The sequence below is a fragment of the Elusimicrobiota bacterium genome, assembly GCA_016721625.1.
In the GTDB taxonomy this organism is placed as follows: Bacteria; Elusimicrobiota; Elusimicrobia; order FEN-1173; family FEN-1173; genus JADKHR01.
The window spans coordinates 1,042,564-1,063,859 of sequence record JADKHR010000001.1; the positions used below are offsets into that span (position 1 = coordinate 1,042,564).

14 protein-coding genes and 1 tRNA gene are annotated in these 21,296 nt (G+C 61.3%); all 15 read right to left on the reverse strand.

Features of this window, described 5'->3' with window-relative positions; genetic code table 11:
- Positions 1 to 112: 112 nt before the first annotated feature.
- Positions 113 to 184: transfer RNA gene (locus IPP35_04410), tRNA-Gln, on the reverse strand.
- Positions 185 to 328: 144 nt separating this feature from the next.
- Complete coding sequence (locus tag IPP35_04415; protein MBL0058347.1) at positions 329 to 622, reverse strand: septation protein SpoVG family protein; 294 nt, start codon at positions 620 to 622, stop codon at positions 329 to 331.
- The gene (gene ispE / locus IPP35_04420; protein ID MBL0058348.1) at positions 549 to 1,550 is read right to left on the reverse strand and encodes a 4-(cytidine 5'-diphospho)-2-C-methyl-D-erythritol kinase; all 1,002 of its coding nucleotides are present in this window, start codon (positions 1,548 to 1,550) and stop codon (positions 549 to 551) included. Before ispE ends, IPP35_04415 begins: the two co-directional genes overlap by 74 nt.
- Entirely contained in the window at positions 1,547 to 3,760 is a 2,214-nt protein-coding gene (locus IPP35_04425) for a tetratricopeptide repeat protein (protein ID MBL0058349.1), read from the reverse strand. Before IPP35_04425 ends, ispE begins: the two co-directional genes overlap by 4 nt.
- A complete protein-coding gene (rimI, locus tag IPP35_04430) occupies positions 3,738 to 4,211 on the reverse strand; it encodes a ribosomal protein S18-alanine N-acetyltransferase (GenBank protein ID MBL0058350.1) in 474 nt (157 codons plus the stop codon). Before rimI ends, IPP35_04425 begins: the two co-directional genes overlap by 23 nt.
- An 11-nt stretch (positions 4,212 to 4,222) precedes the next feature.
- On the reverse strand, positions 4,223 to 6,559 hold the full coding sequence (bamA, locus tag IPP35_04435; protein ID MBL0058351.1) for an outer membrane protein assembly factor BamA: 2,337 nt from the start codon (positions 6,557 to 6,559) through the stop codon (positions 4,223 to 4,225).
- Positions 6,556 to 12,015: a translocation/assembly module TamB domain-containing protein gene (locus tag IPP35_04440; GenBank protein MBL0058352.1), complete on the reverse strand. Its 5,460-nt coding sequence runs from the start codon at positions 12,013 to 12,015 to the stop codon at positions 6,556 to 6,558. Before IPP35_04440 ends, bamA begins: the two co-directional genes overlap by 4 nt.
- Positions 12,016 to 12,077: 62 nt before the next feature.
- On the reverse strand, positions 12,078 to 14,582 hold the full coding sequence (locus tag IPP35_04445) for an ATP-dependent Clp protease ATP-binding subunit (GenBank protein ID MBL0058353.1): 2,505 nt from the start codon (positions 14,580 to 14,582) through the stop codon (positions 12,078 to 12,080).
- Between the two features lie 104 nt (positions 14,583 to 14,686).
- Positions 14,687 to 15,610, reverse strand: coding sequence for a branched-chain-amino-acid transaminase (gene ilvE / locus IPP35_04450; protein ID MBL0058354.1), 924 nt, complete (start codon positions 15,608 to 15,610; stop codon positions 14,687 to 14,689).
- Between the two features lie 30 nt (positions 15,611 to 15,640).
- Positions 15,641 to 16,324, reverse strand: a complete 684-nt coding sequence (locus IPP35_04455; protein ID MBL0058355.1) for an ABC transporter ATP-binding protein — start codon at positions 16,322 to 16,324, stop codon at positions 15,641 to 15,643.
- Positions 16,324 to 17,559 carry an ABC transporter permease gene (locus IPP35_04460; GenBank protein MBL0058356.1) on the reverse strand — a complete coding sequence of 412 codons (1,236 nt, stop codon included), beginning with the start codon at positions 17,557 to 17,559 and terminating at the stop codon, positions 16,324 to 16,326. Before IPP35_04460 ends, IPP35_04455 begins: the two co-directional genes overlap by 1 nt.
- A gap of 45 nt (positions 17,560 to 17,604) precedes the next feature.
- A complete protein-coding gene (lysS, locus tag IPP35_04465; protein ID MBL0058357.1) occupies positions 17,605 to 19,095 on the reverse strand; it encodes a lysine--tRNA ligase in 1,491 nt (496 codons plus the stop codon).
- Between the two features lie 43 nt (positions 19,096 to 19,138).
- The gene (locus tag IPP35_04470; protein MBL0058358.1) at positions 19,139 to 19,513 is read right to left on the reverse strand and encodes a response regulator; all 375 of its coding nucleotides are present in this window, start codon (positions 19,511 to 19,513) and stop codon (positions 19,139 to 19,141) included.
- A 71-nt stretch (positions 19,514 to 19,584) separates the two neighbouring features.
- Positions 19,585 to 20,025, reverse strand: coding sequence for a hypothetical protein (locus IPP35_04475; protein ID MBL0058359.1), 441 nt, complete (start codon positions 20,023 to 20,025; stop codon positions 19,585 to 19,587).
- 86 nt (positions 20,026 to 20,111) lie between these two features.
- Positions 20,112 to 21,266 carry a peptide chain release factor 2 gene (prfB, locus tag IPP35_04480; protein MBL0058360.1) on the reverse strand — a complete coding sequence of 385 codons (1,155 nt, stop codon included), beginning with the start codon at positions 21,264 to 21,266 and terminating at the stop codon, positions 20,112 to 20,114.
- Positions 21,267 to 21,296: the final 30 nt, after the last annotated feature.

Sequence of the window (21,296 nt, forward strand, 5' to 3'; positions counted from 1 at the left end):
GATTTAGAACGAGCTTTTTTCTTAAGGGCTTGTAACATTATTGTAAATGATCCATGCGAAGAGGAAGGGCCGTTCTGGGAGGAGACAGGGCGGATAAATAGCGATAAAAAAGCTGGGGCGCTAGGATTCGAACCTAGGGATGACGGCTCCAAAGGCCGTTGCCTTACCGCTTGGCGACGCCCCATCTGGCGAACCCGACGAAAAAAGGCGCCTCTCAAGCGGCGAGGCCCCGAACTTCTTCGACGGAAAACGCCCGCAGATCATATCAAATAAATGGCCAAGGGCCAAAGACCGTCGGTGGATGACGCTTAAAAAAAAGGAAGCGGGTTCAGGGAAAAGCCGGGGGGGGCGAGCTTGGCGGCGGAACTTTTTTTATTTCCTGCTCGTAGGCGACGAAAATCCTTTTTTCAAGGTAAGTCCGAAATTCGCTGTGAATGGGGTGGGCCACATCTTTAAACGTCCCGTCCGCCAGTTTTCGGGAAGGCATGCAGAGCATGAGGCCTTTCTCTCCCTCCACGACCTTCATGTTGCGAACGGCGAAACACTTATCAAAGGTGACCGTGACGAAGGCCTTGAGCTTGTCCTCCGTGCGGAGAGTGACGCGAATTTCGGTGATTTCCATGAGAACCCACCTCGTCGACCATCGTCGTGCTTGAAAGGCGGCGTAGCACGGACGACACCAGCCGGACATCCCAGGGCTCCCCGCGTAGCCGCGCCGCCACCTGCCGACCGTGTCTGGAGTTCTCGACCACCCCGAAAACGGACGATCCGGAGCCCGTCATCAACGCGTTCAGACACCCGGCGCGTAAAAGAGCCTCTTTCACTTGGGCCACGGGCACCAACCGAGGGAGAACCGCCTCTTCCAGCCGATTGAACAACCAGGGCGCCCAAAGACGCGGAGACGCGCCGTCCTGAATCGCCCGCGTTAGTTTAAGGCCGGAACGGCGCTTCGTCAAGGGGAATCGGAGGGCCCGGTAGGCTTCTGGAGTGGAGGAGAAAATTCTGGGAAAAACTAAAACAAAATGGAAGGTTCGACCCCGGCGCGGTGAAAGAAAGGTCAAACGGTCCCCCACGCCCCCGGCCGAGGCCAAGCCCCCGCGCAGGAAGAAGGGCACATCCGCTCCGAGCCGGCGCGCCAGCGGGAGAAGCGCCTCCCAGGGGGCCCGGACGGGGGAGCGGCCGGTCGCCAGAGACCAGCAGGCCTTGAGCGCCGCGGCCGCGTTCCCCGACCCCCCGCCCAAACCCGCCCCGATGGGAATCCGTTTGGTGAGCGAAAAAGAGAAACCCGGGGTTGTGGGGAAGGCGTCTTGGAAGACCCGGGCCGCCCGGAGAACGAGATTGGTTTCGTCCGTCGGCAGGGACCCCTCGTTCGTGACCAGAGTCGTCGCCGACGTCGCCCGGGCGCGGACCCGCAGGGTGTCGGAGAGGGAGATTTCCTGGAAAAGGGTGGAGAGGGTGTGGTAACCGTCGGGCCGGCGCCGCAGGACCTCCAGGAACAGGTTGATTTTGGAAGGCGACGCCAGCGTCAGCGCCCGGTGCGCGGGGCTCACGGCGCCGGGATGAAAAGCGTGGCCGCCAAGGCGGGATTCACCGCCAGGCGGGAGAAACGCAGGGTAAACCCAAACCCATCGGCCTCCGATTCTCCTTCCACCACCCCGGGGAGAATCAGCCCCTCTTCCTCCCGGGGTCCCCGGAACTTAAGAAGGAGCGGGGCCGACCCGGGAGGAGAGATCCGCGCTTGGACCATGGACTTCTCCCGAGCGTCCAGCCGGAGCTCCCCCGCCGGACCGTTGTAAACCACGGTCGTTCCCTCTTGGCGAACCGAGACGGCTGGGTCATCGAACTTTTTAAAAAACTCCCCGGACAGAACTTCCGCCCAAAGGGCCAGCCAGGGCCCCTCCTGCCCCGACCCCAGGCCGGACGGGACCCAATGAGTCGCCTTCCCGTCATAGACCAGAACGGCTTGGGGAGCGAAAAAAGGCCCCAACACTTCCAGGCGAAAGAGGCCCGGCCGAGAATAATAAAAAAGCCCATGCCCGGCCAAGGCGCGACCGTCTACGCGCACGCTGACGGCCGCCACGCCGGAGAGGGAAGCCAATTGCCGAAAATTTCCTTCCACCCGCTTCAAAAGCGTCCGCGGAGCGGAGAGCGGTACGACCCGGGTCGGCCCGCCTTCCTCTCCCAAACGTTTCAAGAGATCGGGTTGACGGGGGTCCAACAGCAATCCCTCCTGCCACGCCCGCACGGCCTCGGGGTGGCGTCCCAGCGATTCGAGCACATCCCCGTAATGGGACCAGACCACGGGATCGTTGGCGGCCCGGGCGACGGGGCCCAGGGCCGCTTCCGCCTCGGTCAAACGTCCGAGCCGGAAATAGGCCCATCCCAGGGAATCCCGAAAGGCGAGATTATCCGGCTCCAGGGCCACGGCTCGCTGGATCAATTCCAGCCCCTCGCTCAACCGCTCGTTGCGGTCCACCCAGCTGTAACCCAGATAGTTCAGCGCCACCCCGTGGCGAGGGTCCAGTTGAATGGTCCTCAGAAGGTGAGACGTCGCCCGATCGAAACGCTTCCTCTTGTCCCAGTTGATCGCCGCATGGAAATGCAGGTCCGCTCGGTTGGGATCCTTGGCGAGTGCGCGGTCCAGCCAGCGGATCGCCGACCGGGGCTTTTCCATGTCCTCATAAGACAAGGCGAGATAGAACATAAAATCGGGGTTGTTGGGCTGGGTTTTTTGCAGACGTTTCAGAACCTGAAGGGCTTCCTGGGGTTTGTCTTGGTGGCTGTAATAGGAGGCCAACCGAAGCAGAACCCCCGGTTCCCGGCTGGTTTTGGCCACCCGCTCCATATGGAGCGCGGCCTCCTGCCAATGCTCTCCTTCCTGAGCCACCAGCGCGCGCCAGAAATGCAAACTTTCGTCCTCGGGCGACAAACGCAAGGCGCGATCAAACCGATCCCGCGAATCCTCCAGGCGGCCCTGGGAGTAATAGAGTTGACCGAGCCGCGTCAACACTTCGGGATTGTCGGGGGTTTTTTCCAGGACGGTTTCGTACGCCGCGATGGCCGCGGCGGTGTCTCCCCGCACGTCGTAGAGACCGGCCAGGGCCAAGGGGGCGTCTGGGTTGGACGGGTCCAGCTCCAGGACCTTCTTCCAGGACGCTTCCGCGCCGGGAACGTCCCCCTGTTGTTGTTGAATTTCCGCCAGGCGAGCGCGCACCTCATCGGCTTCGGGGTTGGACGTGAGAAACTTTTCGTAAAGGCCGCGGGCCCCTTGAGGATCGGAAATCTGTCGGCGGCTGGCCGCCCACCCCAGGGCTTCAATGTTGGAAGGATCGAGGCGAAAGGCCTGGTCAAAAGCGGCCTGGGCCTCCCCATTCTCTCCCCGGGCCAGGTGCACTCGCCCAAGCAAAAGATAGCCCTCCGCGTTCCCCGTGGAAAGAGCCACGGCTTGTCGGGCAGCCCCAAGAGCCACCTCCGACTGACCGGACCGTAGGGCCGCTTCGGCCACAGAAAAATGAAGAAAACCGGCCCCTGGATCCCGCTGGAGAACCTGCTGGTAGGCCTCCAACGCCGAAGCGGTCCGGCCCGCGTTCTCGGCCAAAAGGCCCTTTAAGAAGAGCCGGTAACAATCCCAACACTCGTCGGCCCGAAGGGCTCCGGGGAGAAAGAGAAGAACCAAACCGCCGAAGACTCCCCACCGACAGGGACCGCGCCGAAGAACGGCGCCCCCCGCCCCGGTTTCAGTTTCTCGAACCAGGTTCAAGTTTTTTCTCCATCAGAACCGCATCGGCCTGATCCTCGTAGAACCGAGCGCGGCGGCTGGTTTCAATAAAGCCCAGCCGTTGGTAGAGCTCCAGGGCGGGCCGGTTGTCCACGCGAACTTCCAGGGTCATCTTCTCCATTCCTTCCCTCTGGGCTTCCTCCAGAAGACGCTCCATCATTTTCCGTCCGAGCCCCTGGCCCCGGCGGTCCGAGCGAAAGGCGATGTTGGCCAACTGCGATTCCCCGGCGATGAACCATTGAATGCCAAAACCCACCACCTGGTCCTCTTCCGCCGCCACCCAAACCCGAGCCGAAGGCTTGTCCAACTCTTCCTCCAGCTCCCCCCAGGTCCAAGGAGTGGAGAAGGAGGACCGCTCGATTTCCAAGAGAGAGGGGACATCGCGCCGCTCGGCCAACCGCCAGGTGACCTGGCTTTCGGTGGTCAGGGACATAGGAGACGCTCCTAAAAAATATTTCCGATGGTGAAGTAAAACTGGCTCTTGGGTTGGTCGGGACGATGGTTCAAGCCCCAGCCCCAGTCCAGGCGGATGGGGAAGACCGGTGTCTTAAACCGGATCCCGAAACCGACGCCGGCTTTCATCTGCAACAAACCCGTGCCGACGCTCCAATCGATGGTGCTCACGCTGGGCCAACATCCGCCCAAATCCGCGAAGAAGGCTCCCTGGAGAATCGTTTTCTTGTTTTCTTGAACAATGGGGAATTTATATTCGGCGTTAAACACGGTGAAGGCCTTTCCGCCGTCCACCCCCACCTCGCCGATGTCATAGCCGCGAACCGTATCGACGCCGCCGATGCGGAACAGCTCGGAGAACGCCACGGTGCCGCCGATATTTTTGAGAGTCTTGATGTAGGCGCCGCGGGCCGAGAGCGTGAGAACAAACTTCCAAAAGGTGGGGAAATACCGCGCCACGGAGAGTTCCGGCTTGTAAAAGTTCAAATCGCCCCCCAGGGGTCCGCCGGCGTATTCCAGGGTGGCGCTGTGGCGGCCGCCGCGATTGGCGTCAAAAACGTTGTCCCGGGTGTCCAGCACCACGCCCGTGGTCACGGCGGATTTAATATCGTCCGACGGGGTGATATTCATGGCGGGATTCAGGTTGCCGACGAACTTAGGATCCACATCGAAAACACGGACGCGTTCGTAACTGTAATTTTCGATTAAAGAGAGTTGGTCCGACAGGCGGGGGCCGGCCCGGAGCCCGAAACCGCGGTTGCCTTTCTTGTAGGCGAAACTGTCCCCCTGGAAGGGAAGGGTCCGGACCGTGTCGAAGAGGTCCACGCCAAAACTCATGGGTTTCCCGAGGAACCAGGGGTCCGTCCATCCGAGCTCATAGTTTTGCCGTTTTCGACCGAATTCCCACATGACGTTGACGTGCTGGCCGTAACCAAAAACGTTGGAGTGCTGAACTTGGAGGGTCCCCACCAACCCGTCCAAACTGGAGAACCCGGCTCCGGCGGAGAGGGTGCCCGGTTTTCCCTCTTTCACCGAGAAAACCACGTCCGCCTTTTCCGGCGACTTCGGTTGTTGAACATCGACCTGGACGTCCTCCAGAAAGCCCAGGTTATACAGCCGTTCAATGGATCGGCGCATCTTGGTCGCGGAAAAAACGTCTCCGGGCTTGAGCAGGAGCTCCTGGCGGATCACTTTCTCTTTGGTGTAGGTGTTGCCGTCAATGTAGATCCGGTCCACGTAGACCACCGAACCTTCGACAAAGGAGAATCGAAGGTCCACCGTTCCCTTTTCGCCGTCCTGGGGCTGGGTCTTGGTTTCCGGGGTGACCTCCGCGCGCAGAAACCCCTTATCGCTGTAGAGATCGTGGAGGTTCCGCAGGGATTCGTCCATTTTGGACTGGTCGTAGAGTTTGCCGGGTTGAAGGGCCACGGCTTTCTTCAACTGGGATTCCGTGAACAGGGTGGACCCTTCAAAGGAGAAGGAACCCACGGTGTAGCGTCGCCCTTCGGTGATGGAGATGAAAACAGTGACTTGGTTGCCGTCCGGGGTGAATTCCCGCCGGCTGTCATCCACGGCGACTTCCAAGAACCCTTTGTTGCGGTAGGCTTCCACCAGCAAAGCCACGTCTTCTTTCAGGGTTTCTTCTTTGAACACCTTTTTTTTCCGGGTGTTCTTGAGAACCTTTCGTACCGCGCCTTCGGACATGGCCCGGGCGCCCGCCACCTGGACGTCTTTCACCGTCACGCGGCGTCCATCCGTGAGGAAGAACGTCAAAATGACCTTGTTGGTCCGTGGATCGAGGGAGGTGTAAGATTCGGCCGCGGCGTCCAGGTAGCCCTCCTCATGGTAGACCGAAAGAATTTTGGAAACGTCCTGGGCGGCCTTAAACCGATCGTAGGGTTCGTCCGGCTTGGAAACCAGCCCTTCCCGAAACTTCGATTCGCCCAGTTTGAGGTTGCCCTTGAAGTCCACCCGGCGGATGAGGGGCCGTTCTTTGATTTTGAAAGTGACCCGAACTTTGCCGGCGCCCCGGGCGTCTTTCTTCCCTGGAAGGTCCTCCACGGCCACCTCGACATCCTCGTAAAAACCCGACTCCAGAAGACGATCGACGTCGCCCCTGAAAGCGGGATCGGTCATCACGTCGCCCTTCCGGACCTTCACTTTGGATAGCACGGCCCCGGGCTTGGTGAAACGGTTGCCTTCCACGGTGATTTCTCCGACCGTCGGAGGAAGGTCCTCGGCGGAAACACGGCGGGCAGGGAAGAGGAGGAAGGCACTGACGAAAAGAACCCCAGGAAGACCGCGAGGCGAAGACCGAAGGCGCGTCATTTTATCGGCTTGGCCGCGTTATTTTTTCGGTTCTTGAGGGGCAAGCCAAAGCGCCACTGGTTTTCCAGGAAAGCCCTTCGTTCCGGAGGCTGGCCAAGCAAATCCTTGGAGTCCAATTCCGTGCTGGCCCGCACGTAAAGGCTCCCCTTAAGCCGATAGACAAGCTCCAATTGGTCCCGGAAGTACGTTTGATTTTTGGCCTCATCCAGTTTGACTTTATAAACTCCAAAAAACCGCTCGGACAACCGGATCCGGGCGGCCGCCCCAGCGCCCCGCAAATAGGCCGCCACCGGACTGACGTTTGCGGAACCAACGGGTTTGGGGTCGGGGTTGGCCGCCGTCGGCACAGGTTCAGTGGTCTCGGGCGGTTCGTAGGTTGCCGAGATCATACCAATTCCGAACTTTTGAGCCAACCGGTTGGCCAGCGGGGCAGCGCTGGAACCCACCAATTGGACGAGACCCGCCCGGAGCAGTTGATCTCGTTCCGTTTGGGTAGTCCGCTGGTCGCTGGAAAGGCCCAAGGCCTTCATGGCCACCCGTTCGGATTTCATGTCCGGATTGTTCCGCGAGACGAACCGGGGTTGAATTTCACCCAGGAGGGCGCGGTCCACAATCATGGAAACCGTGTCGTCAGTCGAAAGGCCCCGGGCGTCCACCGAGGTCACCACGCGCTCGGCTTCGCCCGCCACAAACGGCAGGATCCCGGCGGACCCCAGCCCGGGTCGGGTGTCCGTGAGTATCTCAAAGAGGCCTCGCTTCACCTGAAAGGTCTGGCCCAGATAACTGATGGCGCCCTCGCGGGACTCCACTCGTCCGTTCGCGGCCCAGGCCCCGGGTCGCACTTCCAGCCGAAGCCCGCCATCCAGACGAACATTCACGTATTCGTTTCGGTACCAGGTTTCCTTTCCTGTTTTGAATTGAATGTCCCAGGTGGCCAGCCGCCAAAGGTTCCGCCACCAGCGGGGAAGCGGGGGCCCCGGCGCGTCCCTTTTGGACGGAGGGTAAGTGAAGTGGGTTCCCTCCAACTCCACCTGGCCTGAAATGCGATGTTCCCCATGGGGCCCCTTCAAGCGGAGAGAGACTTTGGGTTCGCCATAGGAAATACCCTGGAGTTTATCCGACAAAAACGAAAAACGTCCCAAAAGGGGGCCCGGGGGCACGCTCAGTTGAGGGACCTCCACTGCCACGCCCCGAGAACCGTCGCTTTGGATGGAAAGGTCGTAATCCACGGGGGAAAACCCGTGAATCCCGATGTCTCCCGCCATCTCGATCCATCCGCTCCCCACCCGGGCCCTCGCGTGTTCCACCCGCGCCCGGTCGTTGTCAAAAACAACTTCCGCGTTCAGGTCCGTGACGCGGGGCGCGTAGGTCTGAAGAGACAGACGCCCGTTACGTAAATGGAAAGCTCCCAGAGCCCGGGGAAAGCCCTCGCCGGGCGCCAGGCGCAGTTCACCAGAAAACTCACCCGCCGCGGAACGACAAAGCGGCCAGATGTCCTTTAGAACCGCGAGCTTCCCCTCCGTCAGATGAAGATTCAGTTCAAGGTCGGAGGCGGGTTCCCCTTCACGAATCGGCAGGCGTCCCACCCCGGTCAACAAATAACCTTTCCGACGAAAAACCCTCACGCCTTGAACATCCACGTGGGTTCCCCTCCATTCGGCCTGGGTTTCGAGACGATCGTAGGGAACCGGCCCTAATCGGCCCGGCCCGCCCGAAATATCCGCCGTGACCTCCGGAGCGGACGGGGACCCCCTCCCCCGCACGCGAACGTCCCAGGGACCCGTGACGGGCCAGTCAAAATCGGCCAGGGAGAGGAGAGATTCGGCCTGTAAGCCCCACCCCTGCAAACTGAAGTCCCAGAGCGACGGTCCCAGCTCTCCAGAAAGGACCAGGGTCCGGCGACCCTCGTCCCAAAGCGTCAGATTTTCAAAAAAGGTTTGGGGCCATCGGTCCAACCGAACCCGCCCTTTGACGAAAGCCCTGGCCCCCGCGATCGGAGCGAATTCAACGAGGCCGGAACTCCAACGAAAATCCGCGAGTTCCTGATTGAAAACGCGATGGTTGATCCACAGGGAGCGGGCGCCGAAGCGCCCCGACAGGGAACGTTCCCGGGGAGAGGCTTGTCCGTCAAAAGAAAGCCCCCCAAACAAACGAAGCGGACCGAGCCCGATGTTCCGGAGGTCGTTCGCCAAATGAACGTCCCAGCTTCCGTCGACCAGACGGGAGACCCGGCTCCCAGACTTAATCCGCCAAAGCCCCTCGGCGGTGGTCACAACGCCTTCCGCCAGAGTCGCGGTCGCCCCCTCGACCCGAAAATGGCTCCGCCATTGGACAGGAAGGTCCCCCGGCCCCTGGGCTTTCCCTTCCAGGGCCAGCGTTCCTCCCAGGGAACCGGGAGAGCCGGACAGGGAACAAGTCCCTTCGAGGGTTCCATTCCACGGAGCGGGAACGCCGAGGGAGCGAAGAATCGGATCCAAAGACATTCCCTCCAACCGCCCCTCCCACAACGCCGCCGGGCCGCCTCCCGCTGGTTTTGGGTCCCAGTGCCCGCTGGCCATCAACGTTCCCCCGGCCGGAAAACGCAGAGAAAAACGCGGGATCTCGAGGCGTCCGTTCCAGCGGGCGCGAACGTCCCCCGTGACGTCCACCGACCGCCAACCGGCGCTCGAGAGAGCGACGTTCAAATCGACCTCCGGGCGGGCCCATGTTCCGGAAAGAACCGCCTCCCCGTTCAGCCGACCGAAACGGGCCCCGGACGAACGGGATTGGTTGGGAAAAAGAGCGTCGAGGGAAAAATCCCGAAATTCCGCCCGTCCCGAAAGGCGACGTTCCTCCCCCGCCATCTCTGCCGCCCACCGCAAACCCCGCTCGCTCGTTACGTTCTCCAATCGAAGGGAGCCCGCCGACCAAAAGAACTTACCCCCCACCCGCCCGAGGTCCCCATCAGCGGCTCTGCCGCCCTCTTCGCCGAGCTTCGAGGACTGGCGGCGCCCCAGAGGGGCGAAGGCCCCGCCGCCCCCGGTGGTGGAAGTTACGCCTAGGGTGAATCCGGGCGAAGTCAAATCCCCCTCGCCGGCGCCTTCTCGTGGGCGATAAAGCCCTCGCGTTGTCCAAGACCCGGAGAGAACGGCGGCCCCCGCTTGGAGGGACTCCGCCCGCCCCGCCAAACGCCAATCCCAAACGGCTCCCGGCGACGCTGGATTGAGGGCTCGACGCGCGGCATCGCCCCTGGCCTTCAGAGTTCCGCTTCCTTGACGGATTTCCATGGATTCCAAGTCCACCCGCTCCCCGCGAAAATAAAGGACCGCCCGGGCCTCTTTGAAAGGGAGCGTTCCCCAGTGGCCCTCCCCGGCGCTCACACGAACCGAGCCTTCCAAACCCGGCCCGTTTCCTGAAGCAAGAGAAACCCCTCCGGAAAATTGACCGGCGAGGGCGCCGGAATCGGCGAAAACATCGAAGGCCTGCTCCGCCCGCGCCTGGTCCAACTCCGCCGAAAACCGCCATCCCTGCCCGAAAAGCCAGGCCCCTTCGGCCTTCAACGTGTCGTCCCAGGAGAACCGGGAAACCGAGACCCCCTTCCGCCCTCCGCGAAGATCCGCCTCGGCGGAATGGAGGAATCCCCCCGGCCGCCAACGGGCGTTCCGGAGCCGCACCGTCCCTGTGAAAATCGGATCATCCCACGCCCCGTGAAGTCGGCCCTCAGCGGAAAATTGACCCTCTACTGACGGAAACCGTTTGGCCACCGGGGGAAGGTCCACCAAGCCGAGGCCTTCCAGGCCCCCCTGGAATTGAAGTTTTCCCTCCAAATCCCGAAGGAATCCCCGGCCCCAAACCTTCAGGCTTCCGGCCTCATAAGCCAAACGCTCCACCCGCCAGACCCCGGAAGACTGGCGAATGTCCAGATCAAACCCGCCCCCCGCCCCTTCGACCTGAAGGCCCGACTCTTTGAGGGTGAGATGGCCCTGAACCGGAGCGGTCTCCTGATGAACCCCCCATGCGAATTCATCAATCCTCAACATCCCAAGGGCCCCCGGACGGAAGACCTCCGTTCCGGAAGAAGTGTTCACCAGGGAGAAAGATCCGTTCAACAGCCCGCCCACGCGAGACCAGCCGTTGCGCTGGGCGAGTTGGCCAAGATCCAGGCGGGAGGCCCGAAGGGTCCAAATTTCGCCAGGCGCGGAGGAGGAATCCCGCGGAAGGGCCATTACCGCATTCCTCCAGCGGAGGGTCCCCTCCGCGTCCAATCGCCCCCCCAGACCATCCACGGAAAGAGCCAACCAGTCGTCTTTCCATTGCCCCCGGGCCTCCAAAGTCGGCAAGAGAAACCCCGGAAGCCCGGCGTCCCGGAGTTCCGCGGTCCAGGCCACGTCCGGATGCCGGCGATCGCCTTTGACCGTTCCTTCCGAATCCATGCGGCCTCGGGACGGAACCCCCCGAAAAAAACCGAACCCGCTTTCCGCCAGGTCCGTGAGCGCCAGGTCTTTCGCCCGCCACACGAGATCGAGGGCGCCGTTTTCGTCCGTCCCCAAAGATCCAGAAACGTTCAGGGCCTTGAACAACTGAAGGTCTTCGATATCCACGCGCTCATTTCGAGCGATCAATTTCCCCGTCAAAGGGACGCCCGAATCTTTAGGGCGCGAGTCTGGTGGCACCCAGAGGGCGTCCCGAAACCGCGACTGGAAACTCCAACGAACCTTTGAACCAAAACCCTCCCACGCCAAAGATGAAACGGAAAAATCGTCCAGGGCCCCTTCGGCCGCGAGATCCGCTCGCCCCAGAAACCGACCGCTCCCGGCGGGGAGCCAGGGCGAAATAAAATCCAAAGAGGCATTGGACACGCTCGCCTTGCCGTGAACCGAAAGGTGAAGTCCCCGCCGAAGGGCCTCCGCTCCCTCCAGGGACACGTCGAAACGCCCCGCCACGGAATCTCCTTCGATGTCCAGAAAAAAACCCCGGGGCGAAAGGCTGAGGGTTCCCTCCGTTTCAAACAAATCGAGCGGGGCCCGGTCCGCCCCGCCGGGGAAACGAAATGTCCCGTTTCGCCAGTTCAACCGATGAAGCGGAAATCTCCGCCACCAACCCTCGGGGAGCGGCCGGCTGGGATGCGGAAGAGGAGGAACGCGGAAGGTCGGCCGGTCCACGTCCGAACGACCGAGGGTGAAGGAGAGAAGGGCGAAGGGAGAAGGATCCGCGGTAAAGACCGTGTGGAAGGTCCACCGGTCGCAAACGAAGAGGGGACCGGCGGCGGGCCCCACGCGAAGGTGTACGATTTGAGCCTGAAGGAGAAGGGGATGCAGCCGGACGGCGTCCACCCGGACGTCTTGACCGAGAAACCGCGAAAGGTCCGATTCAAGGCGGACCTTCATCCAATCCTCCGCCTGAGGCCGCCACCAAAAAGTCCAGGCCACGGCGCCGGCCGCGGCAAATAACAGCAGGCCCAGGAGTCGCCAACGCATAGATCAGGAATCTCCTCGAACGGGGCTCCAGGCGGACCCCGCCCGGGAACCCCGACCCGAGGTCAACCGCTTTTGACGGTCTTTTGGGGCGGGGTGGTGGAAAAAACCAGCTTTCCGGCGGCGGCGTCGACGTCCACGAAGACCGACGTACCGGGAGACACTTTCTTGGAAAGAATGTCCTCCGCCAGGGGATCTTCCAGGAGCCGCTGGATGGACCGTTGGAGCGGCCGCGCGCCGTAGTGGGGGTCGAAGCCTTTTTCGACAAGAAAACCTTTGGCCTCTTCCGTCAGCTCCACGGTCAAGCCTTGGCTGGCGATTTTCTTGGAAACCCGCGCCAGCATGAGGTCCAAAATCTTCCGGCTTTCCTCCCGCGTGAGCGGGTGGAAAACAATGATGTCGTCCAAACGGTTCAGGAACTCCGGATTGAAGGCTTTCTTAACCTCCTCCATCACGGTGTCCTTCATGGAGGCATAGTCCTTGGCCGCATCGTCTTGCACGAGGAAACCCAGGGATTTTCCCTTTGAGATCAACCGCGCGCCCACGTTCGATGTCATGATGATGACGGTGTTCTTGAAACTCACCCGGTGGCCCAAATTGTCCGAGAGGGACCCGTCGTCCATCATTTGGAGCAGGATGTTGAAGGTGTCCGGGTGGGCCTTCTCGATCTCATCCAAGAGGACCACCGTGTAGGGTTTCCGCCGGACGGCCTCGGTCAGCTGACCGCCTTCCTCGTACCCCACGTAGCCCGGAGGAGCGCCGATGAGCCGCGAAACGGAAAACTTTTCCATGTATTCGGACATGTCGATCCGCACCAGGGACTCTTCGTTGCCGAAAAGGAATTCCGCCAAAGCCCTCGCGAGTTCCGTCTTGCCCACGCCGGTGGGTCCAAGGAATATGAAACTTCCGACGGGCTTTTTGGGGTCTTTCAACCCGGTTCGGCTTCGCCGGATGGCCTGGGAGATGGCCTGGATGGCTTCCTCCTGCCCGATGACTCGCTTGTGCAGTTCGCCTTCCATGTGGACCAATTTTTCCTGCTCGGTCTCGGTCAGCTTCATGGTGGGAATCCCGGTCCATTTGGAAACCACGGCCGCGATGTCCTCGCCGGTCACCACCGGCACCGTGGCGTCCCGCTTGTCGCGCCAGGTTTTCCGGGCCTCGTCCAAGAGACGCCGCATTTCTTTTTCTTTGTCCCGAAGCTTGGCGGCCTTTTCGTATTCCTGGGCCGAGATCGCCCCGTCTTTTTCCTGCGTGACCTTGTCGATTTCCCCCTCGCGCTCTTTCATCTCTTTGGGCCGCTGGGTGACCTGAAGGCGCGCGCGGCTTCCGGCTTCGTCAATCAGATCAATCGCCTTGTCGGGTAGGAAGCGGTCGGTGATGTAGCGGTCCGACAGCTCGGCGGCGGCTTTCAGCGAATCGTCTTCGAACTTCACCTTGTGGTGAGTCTCGTAGCGATCGCGCAACCCTTTCAAAATCTTGACGGTGTCTTCGACCGAAGGGGGGTCCACCAAAATCGGCTGAAAGCGGCGTTCCAGGGCCGCGTCGTGCTCGATGTATTTGCGGTATTCGTCCATGGTCGTGGCGCCGATGCATTGAAGTTCGCCCCGCGCCAGGGAGGGTTTCAGCATATTGGAGGCGTCGATGGCCCCTTCCGCCGCGCCCGCGCCGATCACGGTATGGAGCTCGTCGATAAAAAGGATGATTTGGTTTTTGGCCCGACGGATTTCGTCCATGATGTTCTTCAGGCGTTGCTCGAATTCTCCGCGGTATTTGGTCCCGGCCACGACGGCGGCCAGGTCCAAAGTCATGACGCGCTTGCCATGGAGCAGGTCCGGGGCCTCGTCCGAGGACAAGCGTTGGGCCAGCCCCTCCACAATGGCGGTTTTTCCCACACCGGGGTCGCCGATCAACACGGGGTTGTTTTTGGTGCGACGGAGGAGGATTTGGATCACGCGCTCAATCTCGTTCTCGCGGCCGATCACGGGGTCGAGTTTGCCGTCCTTCGCCATTAAGGTCAGATCCCGGCCGAACTCATCGAGGGTCGGAGTTTTGGATTTGGATTTCGGAGACGTCTGGTGGTGGCCCGCCGGCCCGGACCCGGAGGCGCTCTGGGCTTGTCCCTGCGCCTGCTGGCCCTCGCCTAAAAGCGAGATGACTTCTTCCCGCACCACGTCCAACCGGACGCCGATGTTTTCCAACACCCGCGCGGCCACCCCTTCCTCTTCCCGGATCAGGCCCAGCAGGAGGTGCTCGGTGCCCACGTAGTTGTGGCCCATATTTTGGGCCTCTTCGACGGCAAGCTCCAACACTTTCTTGGCCCGCGGGGTGAAAGGAATTTCACCCAACAACATGACGTTGTCTCCCGTGCCGACGATCTTTTCGATCTCCGCCCGCACGCGCCGGAGGTCCACGCCCAAGTTCGCCAGCACCTGGGCCGCCACGCCTTCCCCCAGGGCGATCAGCCCCAAGAGCAAATGCTCCGTCCCCACGTAATCGTGGTTCAACCGCTTCGCCTCTTCTTGAGCGATCAGGATCACCCGCTGGGCCCTTTCAGTAAATCGGTTGGACATCGGTCCTCCGCAAAAAACGTCTTGGATGAATTCTAAACCCTTTTCCCATGCCTGTCAAAGAGTTCTTTTAAGTTAACGCCCCGCCTGAAAAAAAGTTCCTCGGCTTAGATGGGAACCCCGTCCCGCCGGGTGAGCGCGTGGAAGGCCTCGATCAGCCGTTGGGTTTTGGGCCCCGGTTTTGCCTGCCCAATCGGGCGAGCGTCGATCCGCACCACCGGGATCACCTCCGCGGCGGTCCCCGTCAAAAAGACCTCCTCCGCCGTGTAGAGATCAAAGGGAGTGAAAAGTTTTTCCTCGGGCGTCAAACCCACCGCCGGGGCCAGTTCCATGACGGCGGCGCGCGTGATCCCCTCCAGGGCGCCTGCGGCCGTGGCCGGCGTGACCAGACGGTCTCCCTTAATGAAGAAGATGTTATCCCCCGTGCATTCGGCCACGTAGCCCTCGAGAGAGAGCATGATGGCCTCCCGGGCGCCGGAGAGACCCGCCTCGATCTTCGCCAAAATGTTGTTTAAATAATTGAGCGATTTGATGTTGGGGTTCAACGCCTGACTGGAATTGCGGCGCGTGGAAACGGTGTTCACCTCGAGGCCCCGGGTGTAACACTCTTCCGGGTAGAGGGCAATTTTATCGGCGATGATGAACACCGTGGCCCGGGGACATTTCTTGGGATCGAGTCCCAAATCCCCCACTCCGCGGGTGACCACGAGGCGGATGTAGGCGTCCCGAAGTCCGTTGGCGCGAAGGGTCTGGAGCACCGCCGTTTGCATCTCCTCCGGCGTCAGGCCCACGTCCAACACGATCGCCCGGGCGGACCGGTACAATCGATCCAAATGTTCCTGGAGCCGAAACACCCGCCCGTTGTAGGCGCGGATTCCTTCAAAAACCCCGTCCCCATACAAAAGACCGTGATCGAAGACCGAGACGACCGCCTGTTCCTTCGGGACCAGCCGGCCGTTCATGAAAATCTGAAGCGACGAGGTTCCCGGCAACGGCGACGATTTGGTTTCGGAGCTCACGATTCCTCCCATGCGTTGTTCCCTACGAAAACGTTCGGTGCGTCAATCGACTCTCTCCAGACGTCCGTCCACCAAAAGAAGACAGCGGTCCATGTGAGCGGCCAGAGCCTCGTCGTGGGTGACCAGGACGAGGGTCGTTCCTCTCCGCTGGGTTTCTTCCCGCAAGAGAGACTCGACCTCCCGGCCGATGCCCCGATCCAGGTTCCCGGTGGGCTCGTCGGCCAACAACAAAGCGGGCTCGTTGGCGAGCGCCCGAGCCAAGGCGGCCCGTTGTTGCTCGCCCCCGGAGGCTTCCCCCGGTCGATGATTCAAGCGATGCTTCAGTCCCAACCGACAGAGCAGATCCTCCCCGCGAGCACGAGCCTCGTCGGTTGGACGACGCCGGATCAAGAGGGGCATCATAACATTTTCAAGCAGGGAGAGATCGGGGAGGAGGTGGTGGAACTGGAAGAGAAAACCGATTTTTTCGTTCCGGAGGCGAGTGGCTTCCGTTTCCGTCAACCCGCCGGCGTCCCGGCCGAAAAGGTCCAACCGTCCGCCCGTCACGGGCGTCATCAGCCCCAATAGGTGCAAAAGAGTGGACTTGCCGGCCCCGGAGGGGCCCACGATTCCCACCCGTTCTCCGGCGCGGATATCGAAGGAAATTCCCCGCAGGACCTCCACGAAACCGAAGCGCTTTTGAAGGGTTTGGGCCCGAAGAAGAACGGGTGAAACGACCGGTTCCATCAGGTTCTCCGAATGGCGTCGAGAGCGTCCAGCCGCGCGGCCGCCCGGGACGGATAAAGCGTGGCCAAGAGAACGATGAGCACGGCCGCCGCGGCCACCAGAGCCACGTCCCCGGCGACCACCTTCACGGGCAGGCGTTCCACATAATAAATATCGGCCGGCAATTTGACGAACTCATAACGTTTCAGGAGAAACGAAATGCCGAGGCCGAGGACCACGCCGATCCCGGTGCCCACGAGACCCATGAGGAACCCTTTTAGGAGAAAAATCCGCTGGATCGCGCCGCGAGTGGCCCCCATGGCCCGAAGGATGCCGATCTCCCGGACCCTTTGGGCCGTCACCAAAAGGAGGTTGGAAAGGATGGTGAAAGCGGCCACCAGCGTGATCAGCGCGAGGATCAGGAACATCACCGTTTTCTCAAGCCGCAGAGCGGCAAAGAGAGGCCGGTTCATCCCCAGCCAGGACCGAACCCAAGCCTGGGAAGAAAAACGTTGCTGGAGTTTAATGGCCGGCCCTTCGAACGCGTCGGCGTCTTTCAGCCGGACGCCCAACCCCGAAAACCGCCCTTTGAGATTGAAAAGCTTCTGTGCCGACGGAAGGGCGACCACGGCGAGGGAGGAATCGTAATCGAAGAGCCCCGTTTGGAGGATCCCGGCCACCGTGAAAGAAAAGAAGAAGGGCAGGGTTCCCAAACCCGTGTCCGGCCCGGCGGACACGGCCAACACCACCTGATCGCCGATCGTCACTCTCAGATTTTGGGCCAACTCCTTGCCCAGAAAAATGGCCGGACTATTGGACGGCGCGGCCGGCGTGCTCGAAAGCGCCCTCCAATCCCCGGCCGTCAACCGCCGATCCAGACCCGTCACGCCGGGTTCCCGCGCGGGATCGACCCCTTTGACCACAACGCCCTGGGTTCCCCCTTCGGTCCGCGCCAGGGCCTGGCCCATGACGTAGGGGGACCAGGATTCCGCCTCGTCGATCCCCTTGAAGCGGTCGGCGTAGTCCTGCTCCGGCAGGCCTCGATCCGAGGAGGGCTGAATCAGGAGGTGGGGTTGGGCGCCGAGGATCTTGGCCCGAATATCTTCCCGGAATCCCGTCATCACGGCCAGGGTCGCAATGAGCGCCGCCACCCCCACCGTCACGCCCGCCACCGCGATCACGGAGGTCAAGGAGCCCCCCAAAGCGCGGCGGGAGCCCTTCAAGTAACGCAGAGCGATGAAGAGTTCGTAGGTCAAGGGAAAGGACGGAGGATCAACCGCGGACCGGAAAAATCAGCCGAATCAAGCCGAGGGCCGAAGGAGCGGGAAAAGGATCACTTCCCGGATGGAATCCACCCCGGTCAAGATCATGGTCAGACGGTCGACCCCGATGCCCAGGCCGCCGGCGGGGGGCATGCCGTGCTCCAGGGCGATCAGGAATTCCTCGTCGGCGGGCATGGCCTCTTCGTCCCCGGCCTGGCGTTGGCGGGCCTGGGCCTCGAAATGCTTTCGCTGGACATCGGGGTCGTTCTGCTCGGAATACGCGTTGGCCACCTCTTCGCCGCAGAGGAAGAGTTCAAAGCGTTCGGCGATGTCCGGGGTTTCGGGGCTCGCTTTGGCCAAAGGGGAAAAAGCCGCCGGATAACCGAACAGGAAGGCGGAGGCCGGAAGGCCTGGAAGAATTTTACCGTCCAGGATCGCGTCGAAGCACTTGGCATCGGGAAGATCCTGGACGTCAAAACCCATTTGACCGGCGGCGGCGCGCCACCCGTTTTCACGGCAAAGGGCCGCGTAGTCCAGACCCAAGACGTCTTTAAATATCTCCACCAAGGAAACCCGGGCGAAAGGCGCCGCCAGATCCACCTCCGCCTTCCGATAGGAGAACCTCAGGTCGGGGTCTTTTCCTCCCTCCCCGTTCGAAGAACGCGCGGCCCGGCCCGCGCCGCGAATGAGTTCTTCCGTGAGATCCATCATGCCGTGGACGTCAGTATAGGCTTGGTAGGCTTCCAATAGGGTGAACTCAGGATTGTGGCGGGTGTCGATGCCTTCGTTCCGAAAGGCGCGGCCGATTTCGAAAACGCGCTCCAGCCCGCCCACCAAGAGCCTCTTTAAAAAAAGTTCCGGAGCGATCCGGAGGTGAAGCGTCAGGCCCAAAGCGTTGTGGTGGGTTTGGAAAGGTTTCGCCGCGGCGCCGCCTGGGACCGATTGGAGGATCGGCGTTTCCACCTCGATAAACTTCCGGTCGGCCAGGGTCCTTCGAAAAGAGGCGACGATGCGCTGACGCGCCAGAAAACGGGCCCGAACCTCTTCGTTGGAAAACAGGTCCACCTCGCGCCGGCGAAAACGGATTTCAACGTCGGTCATCCCATGGAATTTTTCCGGGGGAGGGCGGAGGGCCTTGGCCAGCAAGGTCCAGGTCTTGACGTGGAGAGTGATCTCGCCGGTGCGGGTGCGGAACGGAGACCCCGTCGCTCCGACAATGTCCCCCAAATCCACCCCGTTCTGGAAAGAGGCGAAGGCCTCGCCCAACTCGTCTTTCTTGAGATAAATCTGGAGTTTTCCGGAAAGATCCTGGAGGTGGGCGAAAATGGTTTTGCCCATGTCCCGCCGGGTGACGAGGCGTCCCGCGAGGGAGACGGTCTCTTCGGCGTGCCCCCCGGTGGGGAGCGCGGCGTGCCGGGCGGCCAGGCCCGCGGCGCCGTCGGAAAAATCGAACCGGGTCGGGAAGGGATGGACCCCCGCGGCGCGGAAGGACGCAAGCTTGCCCCGTCGCTGGGAAACGAGGTCTTCCAAAGAGGAACGCGGGAGCTCTTCGGCCACGGGAGGAAAAACGCGGCTAGCGGGCCGCGGCCTTTTCGAGGGAGGTTTGGACGCGGGCGCGGAGATCCTTGACGTCGAAAGGTTTGAGGACGAAGCCCACCACGTTAGAGAACAATTCAAAAGTCTCCCGCAATCCTTCGCGGCCGGTCAGGACGATCACGGGAATATCTCGGGTGGCGTCGTCGGATTGGAGGTTGGACACCAGCGTGTAGCCGTCCATGTCAGGCATGGTCACATCCAGCAAGATCATGGAGGGCGTCTGTCGGGAAAGGACCTCGAGCGCCTCGGTGCCGCTGTGGGCGGAAATAACTTCATGCCCGTCTTTTTCCAAGAGAAGGCGGATCAGATCCACCAACTCTTTCTCGTCATCCACCACCAGAAGCTTGGCCATAGGATTTTATGATACCAACCCCTCGGCCCTCTGTCAAAAAGAAATGTCGCGACCGGGGGGAACGGGAGAAATCAGGAGCGTTTTTTGTTCTGCGGCAACCGTGCCAGCAGCTGGTTAATGAGGTCGGCCAGACTTTGAAGCTCGTCGCCCTGTCGCAAATGAATCGGAGGGATGGGCCCTTCGGACGAAAGGGCGTCCCGCAGGGTTTTTTCAAAGCGAAACAACGGCCCAGCGATCTTGTGTGAAATAAAAATCGACAGGATGGGGATCACCACCATGTAGATCATGCCGCTGGCCAGCATCCACATCTGAAGCGATTTGAGCGGTTGGACCAGCACGGGGTTCATGAATTCCGGCTCCACCGTTCGGATGATCAAAAAGGTGTGCGCCTCCATCAGGACCAGAATGGTGGCCAATACGCCGCCGATCATCAGGGCGTATTTGAACTGAAGCCGCCGGTTAACGAGGTAATTCCGCCGCATGGCTTTGTAGTTCGGCGTGGGTATATTCATGGTCTCCTCCTGAGGTCTAGCCGCCTCGGGATCGACCCCCTCGCGGGGGTCGCCTTCGGCGCACCGCCATTATAGGGGGTGAACAGCTAATTTTCAAGGGCCGATTTGCGCGGCGGGGCTCCGGACAGCTTCCATTCCAGATAGGCGTGGATGAAAGGGTTCAAATCCCCGTCCATCACCGCTTGAACCTGGCTGGTCTCATAACCGCTCCGCGTGTCTTTCACCAACTGGTAGGGCATGAAAACGTAGGAGCGAATTTGGTTGCCCCAAGCGATGTCGCCCTTATCGTCGTAATGTTTTTCGGTCAGCGCGCGTTGTTTTTCCAATTGGAGATTATACAACTTGGCCTTCAAGAGCTTGATGCACATGGCGCGATTTTTGTGCTGGCTTCGCTCCACTTGGGAAGAAACGATGAGCCCCGTCGGAAGATGGGTGAAGCGAACGGCCGATTCGGTCTTGTTGACGTGCTGGCCGCCGGCCCCGCCCGAACGGAACGTGTCCACTTTCAGGTCGGCCTCTTTGATCTCGATGGGAATGTCGTCGTCGATTTCGGGGATCACGTCGCAGGCGGCGAAGGACGTGTGGCGGCGGGCGTTGGCGTCGAAGGGAGAGATCCGGACCAGGCGGTGAACGCCGGACTCCGATTTCAAATGCCCGTAGGCGAATTCCCCGGTCACCAGAAACTCCGCCCTTTTGAATCCCGCTCCGTCGCCCGGCATTAAATTCGTGACAGTCACGGTGAACCCGTTCCGCTCGGCCCACCGGGTGAACATGCGGAAGAGCATCTCCGTCCAGTCGCAGGATTCGGTTCCCCCCGCCCCCGCGTGGAGGGAGACGATGGCGTTTTTGGCGTCCAGGGGCCCGGACAGCTTGGCCCGGAACATCATTTCCTCCGTGGACGAATCCAAGGCGGAAAGCCCCCGTGTCAGTTCGCCCCACTCGGCCTCCCCCCCGAACTCCCCGGCCAGTTCCTCCAAGGCGTTCAGATCCCCGAGAGAGCGTTCGAGTCCCTCGAACTTTTGGATGGTGGTTTTAAGGCCGTTGGTCTCCCGGAGGGTTTTTTGGGCCGCCGCCTGGTCGGACCAGAACGCGGGCTTCACGGCCTCCTGTTCAAGGACCTTCAGACGATCGCGGGCGGCACCGACGTCAAAGAAACCTCCCCAGCTGGGCCAAAGCGCTCTTCGCGCGGTCCAACTTCTCGTGAATCTCTTCGGGATTGACGTCGGGCATCTCCCTATCATAGTCACCCCGGGAACCTCTGTCAAATATCA

What these genes read in the sequence shown, in the direction of transcription:
- IPP35_04415 (MBL0058347.1), bottom strand. Translation starts at nt 622, where the DNA reads ATGGAAATCACCGAAATTCGCGTCACTCTCCGCACGGAGGACAAGCTC.
- rimI (MBL0058350.1), bottom strand. Translation starts at nt 4,211, where the DNA reads ATGTCCCTGACCACCGAAAGCCAGGTCACCTGGCGGTTGGCCGAGCGG.
- bamA (MBL0058351.1), bottom strand. Translation starts at nt 6,559, where the DNA reads ATGACGCGCCTTCGGTCTTCGCCTCGCGGTCTTCCTGGGGTTCTTTTC.
- IPP35_04440 (MBL0058352.1), bottom strand. Translation starts at nt 12,015, where the DNA reads ATGCGTTGGCGACTCCTGGGCCTGCTGTTATTTGCCGCGGCCGGCGCC.
- IPP35_04445 (MBL0058353.1), bottom strand. Translation starts at nt 14,582, where the DNA reads ATGTCCAACCGATTTACTGAAAGGGCCCAGCGGGTGATCCTGATCGCT.
- ilvE (MBL0058354.1), bottom strand. Translation starts at nt 15,610, where the DNA reads ATGGGAGGAATCGTGAGCTCCGAAACCAAATCGTCGCCGTTGCCGGGA.
- IPP35_04455 (MBL0058355.1), bottom strand. Translation starts at nt 16,324, where the DNA reads ATGGAACCGGTCGTTTCACCCGTTCTTCTTCGGGCCCAAACCCTTCAA.
- IPP35_04470 (MBL0058358.1), bottom strand. Translation starts at nt 19,513, where the DNA reads ATGGCCAAGCTTCTGGTGGTGGATGACGAGAAAGAGTTGGTGGATCTG.
- IPP35_04475 (MBL0058359.1), bottom strand. Translation starts at nt 20,025, where the DNA reads ATGAATATACCCACGCCGAACTACAAAGCCATGCGGCGGAATTACCTC.
- prfB (MBL0058360.1), bottom strand. Translation starts at nt 21,266, where the DNA reads ATGATAGGGAGATGCCCGACGTCAATCCCGAAGAGATTCACGAGAAGT.